This window comes from Halococcus qingdaonensis, assembly GCF_024508235.1.
Lineage (GTDB): Archaea > Halobacteriota > Halobacteria > Halobacteriales > Halococcaceae > Halococcus > Halococcus qingdaonensis.
The window spans coordinates 1,237,647-1,252,136 of record NZ_CP101943.1; the positions used below are offsets into that span (position 1 = coordinate 1,237,647).

Sequence of the window (14,490 nt, forward strand, 5' to 3'; positions counted from 1 at the left end):
ACTCCCCTGTTCGTTCCCCTATACACTGGAGAACTATAACAAGTGTGTATCAGTTACCTACATTTACATACGTTTTGATCAGCGAAACACGACTCGCCGATGGAGGTCGCGCGACCGCCGGGCGATGGCGAACGAACACACTCAAGAACCCACCCACCCGAGAGGGCGGATACGGTGTCCCGTGATTCACTCTCGGAGAACACGACGGCCGACCGCTACGCCGAGAGCGCCTCGGCCCTCGGCGGGCTGCCGGGCGACCTCCTCCTCGTCGTCGCCTACGCGCTCGTCGGTGGCGGTCTCCTCGTCGTCGGTCTCCCCTCGACGCTGCAGTTCATCGTCGGGATCCCACTCCTGCTGTTCGTCCCTGGCTACACGGTACTGTCGGCGCTGTTCCCGGGTCGTCCCTCGCGGAACGCGGGCCAGGTGAGCTCGCTATCGGGTATGACGCGGACGTTTTCCAGTCTGCGGTCGATCCAACAGCGCGGCGTCCGCTGGGGCGAACGGGTGGCGCTCTCGTTCGGGCTCAGCCTGTTCCTCGTGCCGCTGCTCGCGCTCGTGCTCGATTTCTCCACGCTCCTGTTCGGCACTGACTCGCCCTACCATACGGGACCGATCGTCGCGGTGCTCGTCGGCTTTGCAGTGATCTGTGCCGCCATCGGGTTCGTCCGCCGACTCGGGCTGCCGCGCGACGAGCGGTTCGGCGTGCCGGTCGGCTACTGGATCGACGACTTCGTCGGCGGCCTCACCGGCTCGTCGGTCGACGCACTTCTCAACGTCGTGCTGGTGCTCAGCGTACTCGTCGGCGCTGCGAGCATGACCTACGCGCTCGCGGTGCCACAGGACGGCTCGTCGACGACGAACTTCGCCGTCGGCACGCAGGACGGCTCCGGGGAGTTCACGGTCGGCGAGTACCCGCGGAACATGACCGTCGATCAGCCCCAACAGCTCACCGTCCAGCTCCAGAACCACGAGGGCGGACCGGCGAACTACTCGGTGGTGGCCCAGCTCCAGCGCTACGACGGTGAGGAAGTGCTCACGCGGAACACACTCGAGCGGTTCTCGACCCAGACCGTCCCGGAGAACCGGACGTGGCAGCGCCAGCACACCGTCACGCCGACCATCGCCGAGAACGACCTGCAGCTCGTCTACCTGCTCTACCAGGGTGATCCCCCGCAGAACCCCACCGAAGAGAACGCCTATCGGTCGGTTCATCTCTCGGTGAACGTTTCGGGTGGCGGTGGAGCCGGTAGTGGCGGAACCGGTGCTGGTGGCGGCAACGGGAGCGCCTGACGTGTTCCCGTGGGGCCACGTCGCGGTCGGCTATCTCTGCTACTCGCTACTCAGCCATCTCCGCGGACGCACACCGACCAGCGCGGCGACGATCGCGCTGGTCGTCGGCACGCAGTTCGCCGACCTCGTCGACAAGCCGCTCTCCTGGTCGTTCGACCTCCTGCCGGCGGGCGTGCTCGCGCACTCGCTCTTTTTCGCACTCCCGTTCTCGGCGCTCGTCCTCGTCGTCGCCCGTCGCCTTTCGTACACACAACTCGCGAGTGCGTTCGTCGTGGGCTATCTCTCGCATCTCCCGGCCGACGTGCTGCCCTCGCTCGCGACCGGCGACCCATCCTACTGGCCGCTATTCTGGCCCGCGATGGCCCGCCCGGGCGTCGACGTCTCGGACCCGATCGTCGGCCCCGGGGCCGGTGCGGGACTGCTCGAAAACGCCGCCTACTACATGAGCGACTTCCTGCCGATGCTGTTCAGTCCCATCGGCGTGGCGTACGTCCTGTTCATGGTCGGCGTCGTCGCCCTCTGGCTTTACGACGGGCGTCCCGGCATCGGGATCATCGGGCGTGCCCTCGGCCGGGTGACGGGTCGGAGCTCGCACTAAGGATTACTGTCGGACAGAACTGATCGGAAAATCGTGAGGCGACCTGTCGCTCGTTGCAGTGGATCTTCGCAATCTGACGTCACGTACTTCCGTCCGACAGAATAGTCAGCGACGGAGATAAGCAACGGCAGAACATTCTCAGCGACGACGCAATCAGCGAAGGTTCGTATAGGCCGCTCGCGCGAGTCGCATGGCCGGACCGGCGCGCTCGGCCTCGTGATACGTTCTGAGGTCCGGGTCGAACTTCGCCTTGTACTTGTTGAGCCGGCGTGAGTCCGCACCGACGAGGTCGTACGAGTCGATGTCGCGCTCCATCGCGTCGCGCATGATCCACCAGTCGACGTGGTCGTTGACGGAGATTGCGGCGTCGTGTTTCGCGCCGCCCTGCCAGCGGTGGATGGTGCCCTCGTCTTCGAGCGTGATCATCCCGCCGGCGAACCGGCCGTCGATCCGACAGACGTACGCACGCAGGCAGCCCTCCGGCAGGCGCTCGCGGAGATCCAGGACGAACCCCGGCGTGACGCCGTAGGACTTGTCCTGTGCCTCGTAGCGGCGATAGATCTGGGTGACGATGCGCCGGATCGCCCGCTCGCCGCCCTCCTCGATGGTGCAGTTCGCGGGCAGCCCGTCGCGAACGTTGCTCCGTGCGTCGCTGCTGAACCGTTTCAACAGTTCGTCCGCACCGATCGAGAGATCCACAGTATAGGTATGGCCGAGCGACGCCGCCAGTTCGTTCCATTCGAGCGGGCGGAGATCCGTGTACCGATAATCGCTGCGGACGTGGGTGTAGCGCGGTCCGACATGCTCGTCGACCCACTCGATGCAGCCGTCGACGAATCGCTGATGACGGCGCTCGCGCTTTCGCTGTTTCAGCTTTCCCATGTTCAGGAGCGCCGGCCCGAGATACGGAACCAGGAGATCGGGCGGTGGCGAAAAGGCCATCGGCACTCCCAGTCGCTCGACGGCGAAGATCGGGAAGATCCCCACCGGCTCCTGCCCCTTGAATCCGATCAGGGGGTGCAGATCGGCGTCGGCGTGTGCCGCGAGCGTCGCGAGGCTCCCCCGAAGATGGAACGGGTTCGACTGCGGCGAGCGCTCTACGTAGCTGTTCCACTTGTCCAGGTCGTCGTCGGTCGCGCTGCGTATCTCGATGCTCATTCCATATACCCCAGATCCGAGAGTCGGTCCTCGACTGCCTGCTCGTTAGTCGTCTCGCGTGCCTGTCCGTCGTACTCCGGATAGGTCCGCTCGCCGGTCGATTCGACGATATCCAGTACTTCGCCGTCCATGTGGTCGCCGCGCGGGAGCCCGAGCGACGCGAGCACGGTCGGCGCGACGTCGAACAGATGTGCGTCCGCGAGCGATCCGTCGCTATCGATGCCCGCACCCGTCGCGGCGACCATGCCGTCGCGTTTGTGGTTATAGGGCTCGGTCGGCGGGCCGAACGTCTCCCCGCGCAGCTGCGTCGATAGGAACTGGTCGAAATCACGGGGGACGAGCACGATATCGACCGCGCGATCCGCCTCCGAGCCATGGAAGTAGTCCTCGCGCGGGGCCACGTCGTCGAACGCCGGCTTTCCGTCGGGCGTTTCGAGAGCGGCAAAGAGATCGATAAGCGTCTCTCGAACCTCCTCGTACTCGTCGGCCGGAACGACGCCGTCGGGTTCGCGTTCGGCGACGTTGAGCCGAACGCCACACTCGATATGTGAGCGCGCGTACGCCGTCGAAGCGGGGAAATCGACTCTCTCGGTGCCCGCACGGACCATCGCCTTGGGGGCGTGAGCGACGACGAACTCGGCGAGACCGAGGCGATCGAGCACGGCTTTGAGCCGCTGACTCGTGATACCCACGCGCGTCAGCCCGCTCATCGCCTTTTCGAGCAGCGCGTCGGTGCCACTCTCGCTCCCCTCGTCGTCGAAGAACTGCTCGTCGCGGAGCACGTCCCACGAGGGCATCCCGCCGCCGCGGGCCGTCTCGACGTAGCCCTCGTCGCGCAGGAGCGAGTTCACGCGCACGTCGTAGCCGCTGTATTTGCCGATGCCGTGGTCGCTGGTGACGATAACGGTATCGGGATCGCAGGCATCGAGGATCGCGCCGATCTGTTCGTCGACGGCCTCGTAGACCGCCTGGAGGGCGGCGAAATCGCCGGGACACTCGTGGAAGACGGTGTCCGTCGTCTGGAACTGAACAAAACCGAACTCCGGTGAGAAACGGTCGGCGAGATAGCGGAAGGCCTCGCCGCGCATCCGCGTCACCGTCCGATACTCGTCGGTCTTTTCTTCAGTAGTCGCCTCCTCGCCGCCGGTATGGCGCGGATAGACCCGATACGCGCCGAGTTCCTCGCGGACGTCGTCGAGCAGTCCGTCGGGATGACAGGTCGGCGAATCGGGCGCGACGTAGCCCGGGAGCAGCGCGCCATCGAATTCGTTGGGTGGATGGGTGACGGGCACGTTGACGACGACGGACGATTTCCTCTCGTCGTCGAGCAGTTCCCAGAGCGCGTGCTCGCGCACGTCGGTCGCGTTCACCACGTCCCAATCGTAGCCCGAATAGTCGAGAAAGCCGAAGACGCCATGTTTTCCGGGGTTCGTCCCCGTATAGAGCGAGGGCCACGCGCTCGCGGTCCACGGCGGCAGCTGCGATTCGAGCGGCCCGCTCGCGCCGTCCGCCAGGATTCCCTCCAGCGCCGGCAGCTCGGCCCCGCGCTTGTCGAGGCGGTCGAACACCGGCCCGCAGGCCGCATCCAGCCCGACGAGCAGCGTCTCCAGCCCCGATCCGGGGCGACGTTCGTCGTCCATTCGGTGGTGGTAGTCGGTGCGGCGGCCGTGAATCTACCGATGCATGGCGCGGCGGTTTGGGATGATACCGTCGAACTGAATCGACTTTGCGTATTTCCGTCCGACAGTATCGGACTCGAAGAACGGCTCGATGGTCGGATCGAAGATCTCGCCCGGATTGACGTTCGTGCGACGATCGACGTTCTCATCGAACGGAGGATCGCGTTCGGGGAGAACAGTCGTACAGCATCGCCCGCTGCGCACCGAGTGCTGTTCGATTCGAAACGCTATCTATCATGTCACAGCAAACGTTCTCGAGATACTCCCCGGTAGTCGGCGGACACTCGCTTGCATTCCGTGTCTGACGTAAATCCGCCCACAGCGAGATGGGGAGTAACGGTGCTCCGAGAACCATGCTTAGTGCGATACCGATAGTAGCGGGGTGGCTGGAGGGCAGAAAACCGAGCGCTACAGCGATTGCCACCCACACGGCTATGCCCTGTGCGATGACCGGACGCCAGTTGATCGCCGCTGACTGTGTACACGATTGCTCTGTCGACGTCATATTGTGTTGTGTTGTATTGGGATTTTATCGTTTATCCGCGACTCTACTCAACCTGCAAACCGTGGATACATTCTCTGTCGGAGAGAGAACAGATCGTCCTATTTGGACACTTTGAGGCTTATGTGGGTGAAACTGATATACCTGACTACTCCATTGAATCGATCCGAGATGGGCACAATGCAACCACAATTTTGTAGGTAATTCGAATTCAGAACCTCGCAAAACTCTCCGGGTAACCGTTTCTGATACTGCCGAATACCGTCGGACAAGATTCCGTGACACGAACAGCCATACAATAGTGGATTTCCGAACGCCAACCGTCCCGTGTCGCTATCAGACAGTACGAGAACGAAAAGCTGTTTGCCGGTGCTGGAGTCGAACTGACGTAATGAGTTCACCCGCACAGTTCACGCGTCGCTCCCGTCCGGCGCGACCGATATCGTCGATTCCCGGCGGGCGCTGAATGGCGAGCGAGCAGTCGTCGGGAACAGACGAGTCGAACCTCTCGTCGCTGGTATCGAGTGCGAGTCTCATGCTGATCGGTAGTTTACTGGGCGCATTCTCGAAACTATTCGAACAGGTGCTGCTCGGTCGCGTGCTCTCCCAGCCCGCGTTCGACGCGTTCAGCAAGGGGTTCTCGATACTGATGCTCAGCTCGACGATCGCGCTCGTCGGCTTCAACGAGGGGATCCCGCGGTTCATGTCCCGGTTCGACGACGAGCGTGACGTTCGCGGCATCTGGGTAACGGGTATCGTCATCGCCGGACTCGCCGGGATCGTCATCGCCGGCGGGCTAATCGCCGGCGGCGACTGGGTGCGGCGCGTGTTCTTCGGTGCCGATTCACCGCCGCTGCTGGTCACGCTGTTCGCACTGGCGATCCCGCTCGTCGTCGGGTTGCGCGTCGCCGTCGGTGCGATCCGTGGCCACGAGAACACCATCTATCGGACCTACGCCTACGACCTGCTCTACAACGGCCTGCGCGTCGGCATCCTGCTCGTCCTGCTGTTCGGGGTGGGAATGGGCGTTCTCGCGGCGGGCTACGCCTACGTCGTCGCGGCAGTGGTCGCCGTCGTCGTCGCACACGTCCTCCTCAACCGATTGCTCTCGCTCCGGGGCCCCTTCCGGACGCACGCAGGCGCGATGGTTCGGTTCTCCCTTCCGCTCGTGGTCGCCTCGGCGGTCTCGTCGATCCTCTCGCAGGTGGACACGCTCATGCTCGGCGCGCTCGCGTCGGCCCCGAACGCCGCCGGCATCTACAACTACGGCTATCCGCTCGCGGCCGGGCTACCGGTGATCCTCTCGGTGTTCGGCTTCCTCTATCTTCCGCTGGCCTCGCGCCTCGACGACGATAGCAATCGTGGGGAGGTCGACCGCATCTACAAGATCACGACCAAGTGGATCTACATCGTCGCCTTCCCGCTCTTTCTGACCTTCGTCGCCTTTTCCGGCGACGTCGTCGAGATCGTCTTCGACGTGACCGATCCGCGCTCGTCGACGGCACTGGCGATCCTCTCGATCGGTTTCTTCTCCAGTGCGGCCAACGGTCGCTGTCAGGACACGCTCTCGGCGTTCGGCTACACGACGTATATCCTCGTGGTGAACACCGCTGCGGCCGTCCTCAACATCGTTCTCAACATCGTGCTCGTGCCGACGTACGGCGTCGTCGGCGCGGCGCTGGCCTCGGCATTGTCGTTTTTCTCGCTCAACGCCATTGCCATGCTGGTGCTTTGGCGGCTGTCGGGCATCTCCCCGTTCTCGCGATCGACCGTCAAGACCTTCGTCCTCCTGCCGCTCGTGCTGTTCCCGCTCGCGTTCGCGCTATCGAACGTCGTCGAGCTGTCGATCGTCACGCTACCGCTGTTCGCCATCGGTGCCGGCCTCGTCGCGGTGGCGCTGGTCGCCGTCACCGGCTGCCTCCAGGCCGAAGACGAGATCCCGATCGAACAGATCGAGGATCGCCTCGGCATCCGCGTGCCCGTGATCCGGCGCTACATCCCCTCGCGCCGCGAGTGATCGGCGGCCGATCACGGATGACGGACGTCTGACGGGCGAACTGCGATGTTCGTCGGATGGGAAAACACATATGTGAGAACGAAGTGTACCTCAATGAGATCGAACACGATCAGTCATTCAATCGCTTCGTTTCATCCACCTCCATCGAATGACAGACCATACCACAGACGACACGACCACTGAAGACGGCCTCGCCGCCGGGACGGACCCCGCCACCCGTCCGTCCGATGGCACGACGGCCGGCCGACCGACGCCCGGAGATCCCCGATGAGCGACGAGACGCGCGCACGCCTCGGTGCGAACAGCCGTATCGACGACGGCGCGACCGTCGGCTACGTCCACGACGCCGACGCCTCGCCCGCCGTGATCGGCGACGACGCGACAGTGCGGGACGGCACCATCGTCTACGCCGACACCTCGATCGGCGACGAGTTCACGACCGGCCACAACGCCGTGGTCCGCGAGAATACGACCGTCGGCGACGACGTGCTCGTCGGCACCGACACCACCATCGACGGTTCGTCGACGATCGGCTCGCACGTCAGCCTCCAGACCGGGGTGTACGTCCCGACCGAGACGACGATCGGCGATCGGGTGTTTGTCGGGCCGCGCGCAGTGCTCACGAACGATCCACACCCTCTGCGCCGCGAGGCGGACCTCGTCGGCCCGACGCTCGAAGACGACGTCTCGATCGGCGCGAACGCGACGCTGCTGCCGGACGTGACCGTCGGTAAGGGTGCGTTCGTCGCTGCCGGCGCGGTCGTCACCGAGGACGTCCCTGCGGAGACGCTGGCAGTCGGCGTCCCCGCGCGCCACGAACCACTACCGGAAGACCTCACAGGAGCCAACCAGCTATGATCCCAATAGCCGATCCAGAACTCGGCGAGCGCGAGAAGGAGCGCGTCGTGGACGTTCTCGACAGCGGCCAGTTCGCCGACGGCCCCGAAGTGCGCGCCTTCGAGGAGGAGTTCGCCGATTTCTGCGGTGCTGCCTACGGCGTGGCGACGACCAACGGGACGACCGCGCTCCACACGGCCGTCGAGGCGCTCGGTCTCGGACCGGGCGACACCGTGGTGACGACGCCGTTCTCGATGATCGCCAGCGCAAACGCCATCCGGCTGGCAGGGGCCGAACCGGTTTTCGCCGATATCGACCCGAAAACCTACACGATCGACCCCCACGCCGTCGAGGAAATCGTCCGCGAGCGCGACGTCGACGCGATCATGCCCGTCCATCTCTACGGGTTGCCGGCCGCGATGGGTCGTTTAGAGGAGATTGCCGACGAACACGACCTCCTCGTGATCGAGGACGCCGCACAGGCCCACGGTGCCGAATTCGACGGCGAGCGCGTCGGCTCGTTCGGCGACGCGGCCTGTTTCTCGTTCTATCCGACGAAGAACATGACCACCGGCGAGGGCGGGATGGTGCTCACCGACGACGCTGACGTCGCCGAACGCGCGGCGAGTTTCGTCAACCACGGCCGCGATCCCGATGGCGACAGCTACGAACACAACACCGTCGGCCAGAACTACCGCATGACGAGCGTGCTCGCGGCCATCGGCCGTGTCCAGCTCGATCGGTTGCCGGAGTACAACGAGACACGGCGCGCGAACGCCGAACGGCTCACCGACGAACTGCCCGACGCCCTCGACACGCCCGTCGAACCCGACGGGCGACGCCACGTCTACCACCAGTACACCGTCCGGAGCGAACACCGCGACGCGCTCGAAGCGGCGCTCGACGCGGCCGACATCGGCAGCGGGATCTACTATCCGATCCCGATCCACGAACAGCCGGCCTACAGCGACGTCGAGCGTTCGCTGCCGGTCGCCGAGCGCGCGAGCCGAGAAGTGCTCTCGCTACCGGTACATCCAAACCTCTCCCCATCGGACCTGACGGACATCGTGAACGCTATCGCCACGGAGGTGGTCGAGTGAGTACAGCGCCGATGCGGGTCGGCGTCATCGGCGTCGGCAGCATGGGCCAGAACCATGCGCGCGTCTACGCCGAACTCCCGGACGTCGAGCTCGTGGGCGTCGCCGATACCGATGCCGACCGGGCGCGTGAGATCGCCGCAAGCCACGGCACGCAGGCGCGTTCGCGGGCGGAGCTGCTCGATCGCGCCGACGCGGTCTCGATCGCGGTGCCGACGGCCCACCACGCCGATCTCGCCCGCGAGTGTATCGAGGCGGGCGTCGACGTGCTCGTCGAGAAGCCGTTCGTCGCCGATCCGGAGACCGGTCGAGAGCTCGCCGATCTCGCCCACGATCGCGGTGCCGTCATCCAGGTCGGCCACATCGAGCGGTTCAACCCGGCCGTGCGCGCCGTCGCCGAGATCCTCGACGAACAGGAGATCATCGCGATCGACGCCCAGCGACTCGGTTCGCCGCGCGAGCGCACCATCGCGGACAACGCCGTGATGGACCTGATGATCCACGACATCGACGTGGTGCTCTCGCTCATCGACGAGGACGTCACGACCGTCAATGCCCTCGGTGCCGAGGAGAACCGCTATATCGACGCTCAGCTGCGCTTCGACGGCGGCGTCGTCGCCAGCCTCACCGCGAGCCGCGTCACCCAGAAGAAGATCAGACAGCTCTCGATCACGACCCGCGAGTGTTGGATCGCCGTCGACTACATCGACCGCTCGGTCGCCATCCACCGCCACTCGCTGCCCGAATACGTCGAGCGAAAGAGCGGCATGCACTACCGCCACGAGGGCGTCGTCGAGCGACCGATGGTCGACAGCGGCGAGCCGCTGAAGGAGGAGCTGGCCTCGTTCGTCGACTGCGTCCGCGAGCGGACGTCACCGCTCGTGACCGCCGAGGACGGCCTGCGCGCGCTGTCGGTCGCCCGCCGGATCGACCGACTGGCCGACGATCGCATGGAGGCGGAGGTCCGATGAGTCGTGCCGAGTCCGTCGCGCCCTACGGCGGCGCACGTGAGCGCACCCGCGAGGCGTTTCGTGACGGGGAGATCCCTGTCGGAGTGTACGGGCTCGGGAAGATGGGGCTGCCGCTGGCGGCGGCGTACGCCGAGGTCTGTGGCAACGTCGTCGGTGCGGACATCGACGAGGCGGTCGTCGACGGAATCGATCGCGGCGAGTGCCACGTCGAGGGCGAACCGGGTCTCGACGCGCTCGTCGAACGGCTCGTCGCGGACGACGCGCTCCGAGCGACCGACAACCGTACGGCGGCCGCGGAAGCGTCAGTCCACGTCGTCATCGTCCCGACGCGACTCACCGAGGGGAACAATCCCGACGTCTCGATTCTGGAATCCGTCGTCCGGGACGTCGCCTCGGGGCTATCGGCGGGCGATCTCGTCGTCGTCGAGTGTACGGTGCCGCCGAAGACCTGTCGAGAGGTCGTCACACCTCTGCTCGAAGCCGAGAGCGATCTCTCGGCCGGCGAGTTCGGCGTCGCCTTCTGTCCCGAGCGCACGTCGAGCGGGCGCGCGCTCGAGGACATCAGGGGTGCCTACCCGAAGGTCGTCGGCGGGGTCGACGACGAAAGTACGCAAGCGGCGCGCACCATCTACGAGCAGCTCAACGCGAAGGGCGTCATCACCGTCGCGGACGCGACGACGGCCGAAGCAGTCAAACTGTTCGAAGGAGTCTATCGCGACGTGAACATCGCCCTCGCCAACGAGCTGGCGCGGTTCACCGACGAGCTCGGGATCGACGTGCGCGAGGCGATCGCGACCGCCAACACCCAGCCGTTCTGTGAGATCCACGACCCCGGCGCGGGCGTCGGCGGTCACTGCATCCCCTACTACCCCTACTTCCTCGCGAACGACCGCGCCGAGGACGCGCCGCTGCTCCGGACGGCACGCGCGGTCAACGACAGCATGCCGGAATTTACGGTGCGGAAGCTTCACGAGGAGTTCGAGGCCGAAGGGCGCTCTCTGGCCGAGACGACGGTGCTCGTGCTGGGTGTCGCCTACCGACCCGGCGTCGCCGAGACCGCCGCAACGCCCGCCGGTCCCATCATCGACGGGCTCGACGCTGCCGGGGCCGACGTGCTCTGTGCGGACCCGCTGATCGACGATTTCGGCGAGTTCGACGCGACGCCCGTTGCGACTGACGCGATCACTGATCGCGCGATCGACGGCGTCGTCATGGTGACGCCACACGAGGCGTTCGAGCGGATCGACTGGCAGGCCTTCGCCTCGCCGTTGGTCGTCGTCGACGGGCGCGGAGCGCTTGATTTATCAGACACCCCACACAGGGTGTACACGATAGGGAGCGGTCGCGATGTATAACGACAAGCGCGTGGGCGTCGTCATTCCGGCCCACAACGAGGAGGCGTTCGTCGGGCGGGTCATCGAGACCCTGCCGGCGTACGTCGATCGCGTCTACGCCGTCGACGACTGCTCGACCGACGACACTTGGGCGGAGATCCAGCGCCACGCCGAACGCGCTAACCGCAGCCGTCGGGAAGAGACGACGCTTGCCGACGGCGGCGCGACCTTCGAGGGTGTCGTCGAGCCGATCCGCCACGAGACCAACCACGGTCGCGGCGGCGCGACCAAGACCGGCTATCGCCACGCCCTCGACGACGATATCGACGTCGTGGCGGTGATGGACGCCGACGGGCAGATGAACCCTGACATGCTCGCGCGCATCGTCGAACCGGTCGCGGAGGGCTGGGCCGACTACGCGAAGGGGACGCGCCTGCTCCACCGCGACCGCAAGCAGATGTCGAACTGGCGGTTTTTCGGTAACTCGCTGCTCACCTACCTCACCAAGATTTCGAGCGGCTACTGGGGGATGAGCGATCCACAGAACGGCTTTACGGCGATCTCGGGCGACGCGCTCGCGCGCATCGACATCGACGGACTGTACGACGATTACGGCTTTCTGAACGACATGCTCACGACGCTCAACATCCATCAATTTCGCGTCGCCGACGTCTCCCATCCGGCGGTCTACGGCGAGGAGCAGAGCGGGATCCGGTACTCGACGTTCGTGCCGCGGCTCTCGGTGCTGCTCGCGCGCAACTTCGTCCGCCGGCTTGTGGCTCGCTACGTGATCCACGATTTCCACCCACTCATCCTACTCTATTCGGCCGGTATCGCCAGTACGATCGGCGGCGCGCTCGGCGGGCTGTTCACGCTCGGGACGCTGATCGACAGTGGAGTGGGGTTCGTTCAGGGCGCGCTGTCCCTGTTGTTGCTCATCGTCGGCGTGATCGCGATCGCGATCGGAATGGCCTACGACTTGGAGACGAACGAGGGGCTGCGCGTGCCACAGTACGAGGAGACGGCTCATGCCGACCGGGAGGGCCGATGAAGGTCGTTTCGCTCGTTGGCGCGCGCCCGCAGTTCATCAAGGCCTTCCCCATCTCGCGCGCGCTCGCCGATCGCCACGAGGAGGTGCTCGTCCACACTGGTCAACATTACAGCGAGGCGATGTCGGAGGTGTTCTTCGAGGAGCTCGCCATTCCGACGCCCGAGTACAACCTCGGCGTCGGCTCCGGCACGCACGGCCAGCAGACCGGCGAGATGGTGACGCGCTTCGGCGAGCTCATCGAACGCGAAGAGCCCGACGCGGTCGTCGTCTACGGCGACACCAACTCCACGCTCGCGGGTGCGGTCGTGACCGCCAAGACCGACGCTCCGCTCGCCCACGTCGAGGCCGGCCTGCGGAGTCACAACGACGCGATGCCCGAGGAGACCAACCGCATTCTCACCGATCACGTCTCCGACCTCCTGTTTGCGCCGACCGAGCGCGGCGTCACGAACCTCGAAACGGAGGGGATCGAGAACGTCCATCTGACCGGCGACGTGATGTACGACGCTATCCTCTGGGCACGTACCCGCGCGGCCGACCACTCGACGGTGCTCGATGAACACGATCTCACCGCCGGCGAATACGTTCTCGCGACCGTCCACCGCGCCGGCAACACCGACGACCGCGAGCGCCTCGCGGCGATCATGCGTGCGCTCGGCGCGGCCGACCGCGAGGTGGTCTTCCCGATCCACCCGCGGACGGCCGACCGCCTCGACACCTACGGGCTCCGCGAGACGGTCGAGCAGCAGCTGACGGTGATCGAACCACAGGGCTACCTCGATTTCGTCCGCCTGCTCGATGGGGCCGAGCGCGTCGCCACCGACTCCGGCGGCGTGCAGAAGGAGGCGTTCTTCCTCGATGCGCCCTGTGTGACCCTCCGCGAGGAGACCGAATGGGTCGAGACCGTCGACGCCGGCTGGAACACGCTGGTGGGGGCCGACGAGGAAGCGATCGAGCGCGAACTCCAGCGGGAGATCACGCTGCCCGAAAAGCCCGAACTCTACGGCGACGGCAACGCCGCCGAACGGATGGTCGCGCTGCTCGAAGAGGCCGATGGCTGAGTTCGCGCTCTGTCTCACTCACGACGTCGACCGACCGTACAAGAGCTATCAGGCGATTTCCGATGCGTTGATCGAACGCGATCCGTCGCGACTCGCGGGGCTCTCGACCGAGGTCAACCCGTACTGGCAGTTCGACTCGCTGATGGAACTCGAGGACAACCTCGGCGTGCGCTCGGCGTTCTACTTCCTCTCGGAGCGCGGGCTGCGAAACCGCTCCCTCGGGAAATGGCTGCGGCCGCGCTACTGGATCGAACATCTCGGGCGCTACGACGTGTCGGCCCCGCGGATGGCGAGGGTCATTCGGGAGCTCGATGCGGACGGCTGGGAAGTCGGTCTCCACGGCTCCTACGACTCCTACGACGACCGCGAGCGCCTCGCGACGGAGAAGGAAATGGTCGAGCGTGTGCTTGGCCACCCGGTGAAAGGGGGCCGTCAGCACTTCCTCAACCGTGTGCCCGCCACGTGGGATCACCACCGGACGATCGGACTCTCCTACGACAGTTCGCTCGGATCGAGCACCGAATACGGGTTCACCCACGGCTACGACCCCATCCACCCGTTCGGCGACGATTTTACCGTCTTTCCGCTGACACTGATGGAGGTCGCGCTGTTCGAACGGCACGACAGCGCCGACGGGGCCTGGAAGGCCTGCGAGCAACTGCTCATGGAGGCCGCCGCGAACGACGCGGTGATGACGGTGCTCTGGCATCCACGCTACTTGAGCGACGATTTCCCGGGCTACCGGACGCTCTACCGGCGGCTCATCGAGCGCGCGCTGGAGCTGGATGCATGGATCGGTCCGCCGGCGGAGTGTTACGACCGACTCGTCGAGGAGGGAGACGATATCGCCGCACTCGATGCAGCCGCAGACGCTACCGACTGACGAAAAAATCGA

At 65.4% G+C, this 14,490-nt stretch carries 12 protein-coding genes; 10 read left to right on the forward strand and 2 right to left on the reverse strand.

All coding sequences use genetic code 11. The features are described from left to right. Positions 1 to 174 precede the first annotated feature (174 nt). Positions 175 to 1,290 carry a DUF1616 domain-containing protein gene (locus NO363_RS06465; RefSeq protein ID WP_256687756.1) on the forward strand — a complete coding sequence of 372 codons (1,116 nt, stop codon included), beginning with the start codon at positions 175 to 177 and terminating at the stop codon, positions 1,288 to 1,290. A 1-nt stretch (position 1,291) separates the two neighbouring features. Further along, entirely contained in the window at positions 1,292 to 1,888 is a 597-nt protein-coding gene (locus tag NO363_RS06470) for a metal-dependent hydrolase (protein WP_256687758.1), read from the forward strand. A gap of 153 nt (positions 1,889 to 2,041) precedes the next feature. On the opposite strand, the gene NO363_RS06475 is transcribed toward NO363_RS06470, so the two are convergent. After that, entirely contained in the window at positions 2,042 to 3,046 is a 1,005-nt protein-coding gene (locus tag NO363_RS06475; protein WP_256687760.1) for a GNAT family N-acetyltransferase, read from the reverse strand. Further along, positions 3,043 to 4,686 carry an alkaline phosphatase family protein gene (locus tag NO363_RS06480; protein ID WP_256687761.1) on the reverse strand — a complete coding sequence of 548 codons (1,644 nt, stop codon included), beginning with the start codon at positions 4,684 to 4,686 and terminating at the stop codon, positions 3,043 to 3,045. The genes NO363_RS06475 and NO363_RS06480 overlap by 4 nt, the downstream gene beginning before the upstream one ends. A gap of 1,007 nt (positions 4,687 to 5,693) precedes the next feature. On the opposite strand from NO363_RS06480, the gene NO363_RS06485 reads away from it, so the two are divergent. The 8 genes from NO363_RS06485 to NO363_RS06520 all read left to right on the forward strand — a co-directional run bounded on the left by NO363_RS06485 (position 5,694) and on the right by NO363_RS06520 (position 14,478). After that, positions 5,694 to 7,244 carry a flippase gene (locus NO363_RS06485; RefSeq protein WP_256687762.1) on the forward strand — a complete coding sequence of 517 codons (1,551 nt, stop codon included), beginning with the start codon at positions 5,694 to 5,696 and terminating at the stop codon, positions 7,242 to 7,244. A gap of 267 nt (positions 7,245 to 7,511) precedes the next feature. Then, positions 7,512 to 8,102 (forward strand): acyltransferase, encoded by a 591-nt coding sequence (locus NO363_RS06490; protein ID WP_256687763.1) that lies wholly within the window; start codon positions 7,512 to 7,514, stop codon positions 8,100 to 8,102. After that, complete coding sequence (locus NO363_RS06495) at positions 8,099 to 9,181, forward strand: DegT/DnrJ/EryC1/StrS family aminotransferase (protein WP_256687764.1); 1,083 nt, start codon at positions 8,099 to 8,101, stop codon at positions 9,179 to 9,181. Before NO363_RS06490 ends, NO363_RS06495 begins: the two co-directional genes overlap by 4 nt. Continuing rightward, positions 9,178 to 10,149 (forward strand): Gfo/Idh/MocA family protein, encoded by a 972-nt coding sequence (locus NO363_RS06500; protein WP_256687765.1) that lies wholly within the window; start codon positions 9,178 to 9,180, stop codon positions 10,147 to 10,149. Before NO363_RS06495 ends, NO363_RS06500 begins: the two co-directional genes overlap by 4 nt. Further along, positions 10,146 to 11,504 carry a nucleotide sugar dehydrogenase gene (locus NO363_RS06505; protein ID WP_256687766.1) on the forward strand — a complete coding sequence of 453 codons (1,359 nt, stop codon included), beginning with the start codon at positions 10,146 to 10,148 and terminating at the stop codon, positions 11,502 to 11,504. Before NO363_RS06500 ends, NO363_RS06505 begins: the two co-directional genes overlap by 4 nt. Then, entirely contained in the window at positions 11,497 to 12,534 is a 1,038-nt protein-coding gene (locus tag NO363_RS06510; RefSeq protein ID WP_256687768.1) for a glycosyltransferase, read from the forward strand. The genes NO363_RS06505 and NO363_RS06510 overlap by 8 nt, the downstream gene beginning before the upstream one ends. Beyond that, positions 12,531 to 13,595, forward strand: a complete 1,065-nt coding sequence (wecB, locus tag NO363_RS06515; RefSeq protein ID WP_256687770.1) for a non-hydrolyzing UDP-N-acetylglucosamine 2-epimerase — start codon at positions 12,531 to 12,533, stop codon at positions 13,593 to 13,595. The genes NO363_RS06510 and wecB overlap by 4 nt, the downstream gene beginning before the upstream one ends. Beyond that, complete coding sequence (locus NO363_RS06520) at positions 13,588 to 14,478, forward strand: polysaccharide deacetylase family protein (protein ID WP_256687772.1); 891 nt, start codon at positions 13,588 to 13,590, stop codon at positions 14,476 to 14,478. Before wecB ends, NO363_RS06520 begins: the two co-directional genes overlap by 8 nt. The last annotated feature ends 12 nt before the right edge of the window (positions 14,479 to 14,490 follow it).

Bases quoted from the DNA above. Each gene is read 5' to 3' on its own strand.
- NO363_RS06505 (WP_256687766.1), top strand. From the start codon at position 10,146: ATGAGTCGTGCCGAGTCCGTCGCGCCCTACGGCGGCGCACGTGAGCGC.
- NO363_RS06480 (WP_256687761.1), bottom strand. From the start codon at position 4,686: ATGGACGACGAACGTCGCCCCGGATCGGGGCTGGAGACGCTGCTCGTC.
- wecB (WP_256687770.1), top strand. From the start codon at position 12,531: ATGAAGGTCGTTTCGCTCGTTGGCGCGCGCCCGCAGTTCATCAAGGCC.
- NO363_RS06485 (WP_256687762.1), top strand. From the start codon at position 5,694: ATGGCGAGCGAGCAGTCGTCGGGAACAGACGAGTCGAACCTCTCGTCG.
- NO363_RS06520 (WP_256687772.1), top strand. From the start codon at position 13,588: ATGGCTGAGTTCGCGCTCTGTCTCACTCACGACGTCGACCGACCGTAC.
- NO363_RS06495 (WP_256687764.1), top strand. From the start codon at position 8,099: ATGATCCCAATAGCCGATCCAGAACTCGGCGAGCGCGAGAAGGAGCGC.
- NO363_RS06490 (WP_256687763.1), top strand. From the start codon at position 7,512: ATGAGCGACGAGACGCGCGCACGCCTCGGTGCGAACAGCCGTATCGAC.
- NO363_RS06510 (WP_256687768.1), top strand. From the start codon at position 11,497: ATGTATAACGACAAGCGCGTGGGCGTCGTCATTCCGGCCCACAACGAG.
- NO363_RS06475 (WP_256687760.1), bottom strand. From the start codon at position 3,046: ATGAGCATCGAGATACGCAGCGCGACCGACGACGACCTGGACAAGTGG.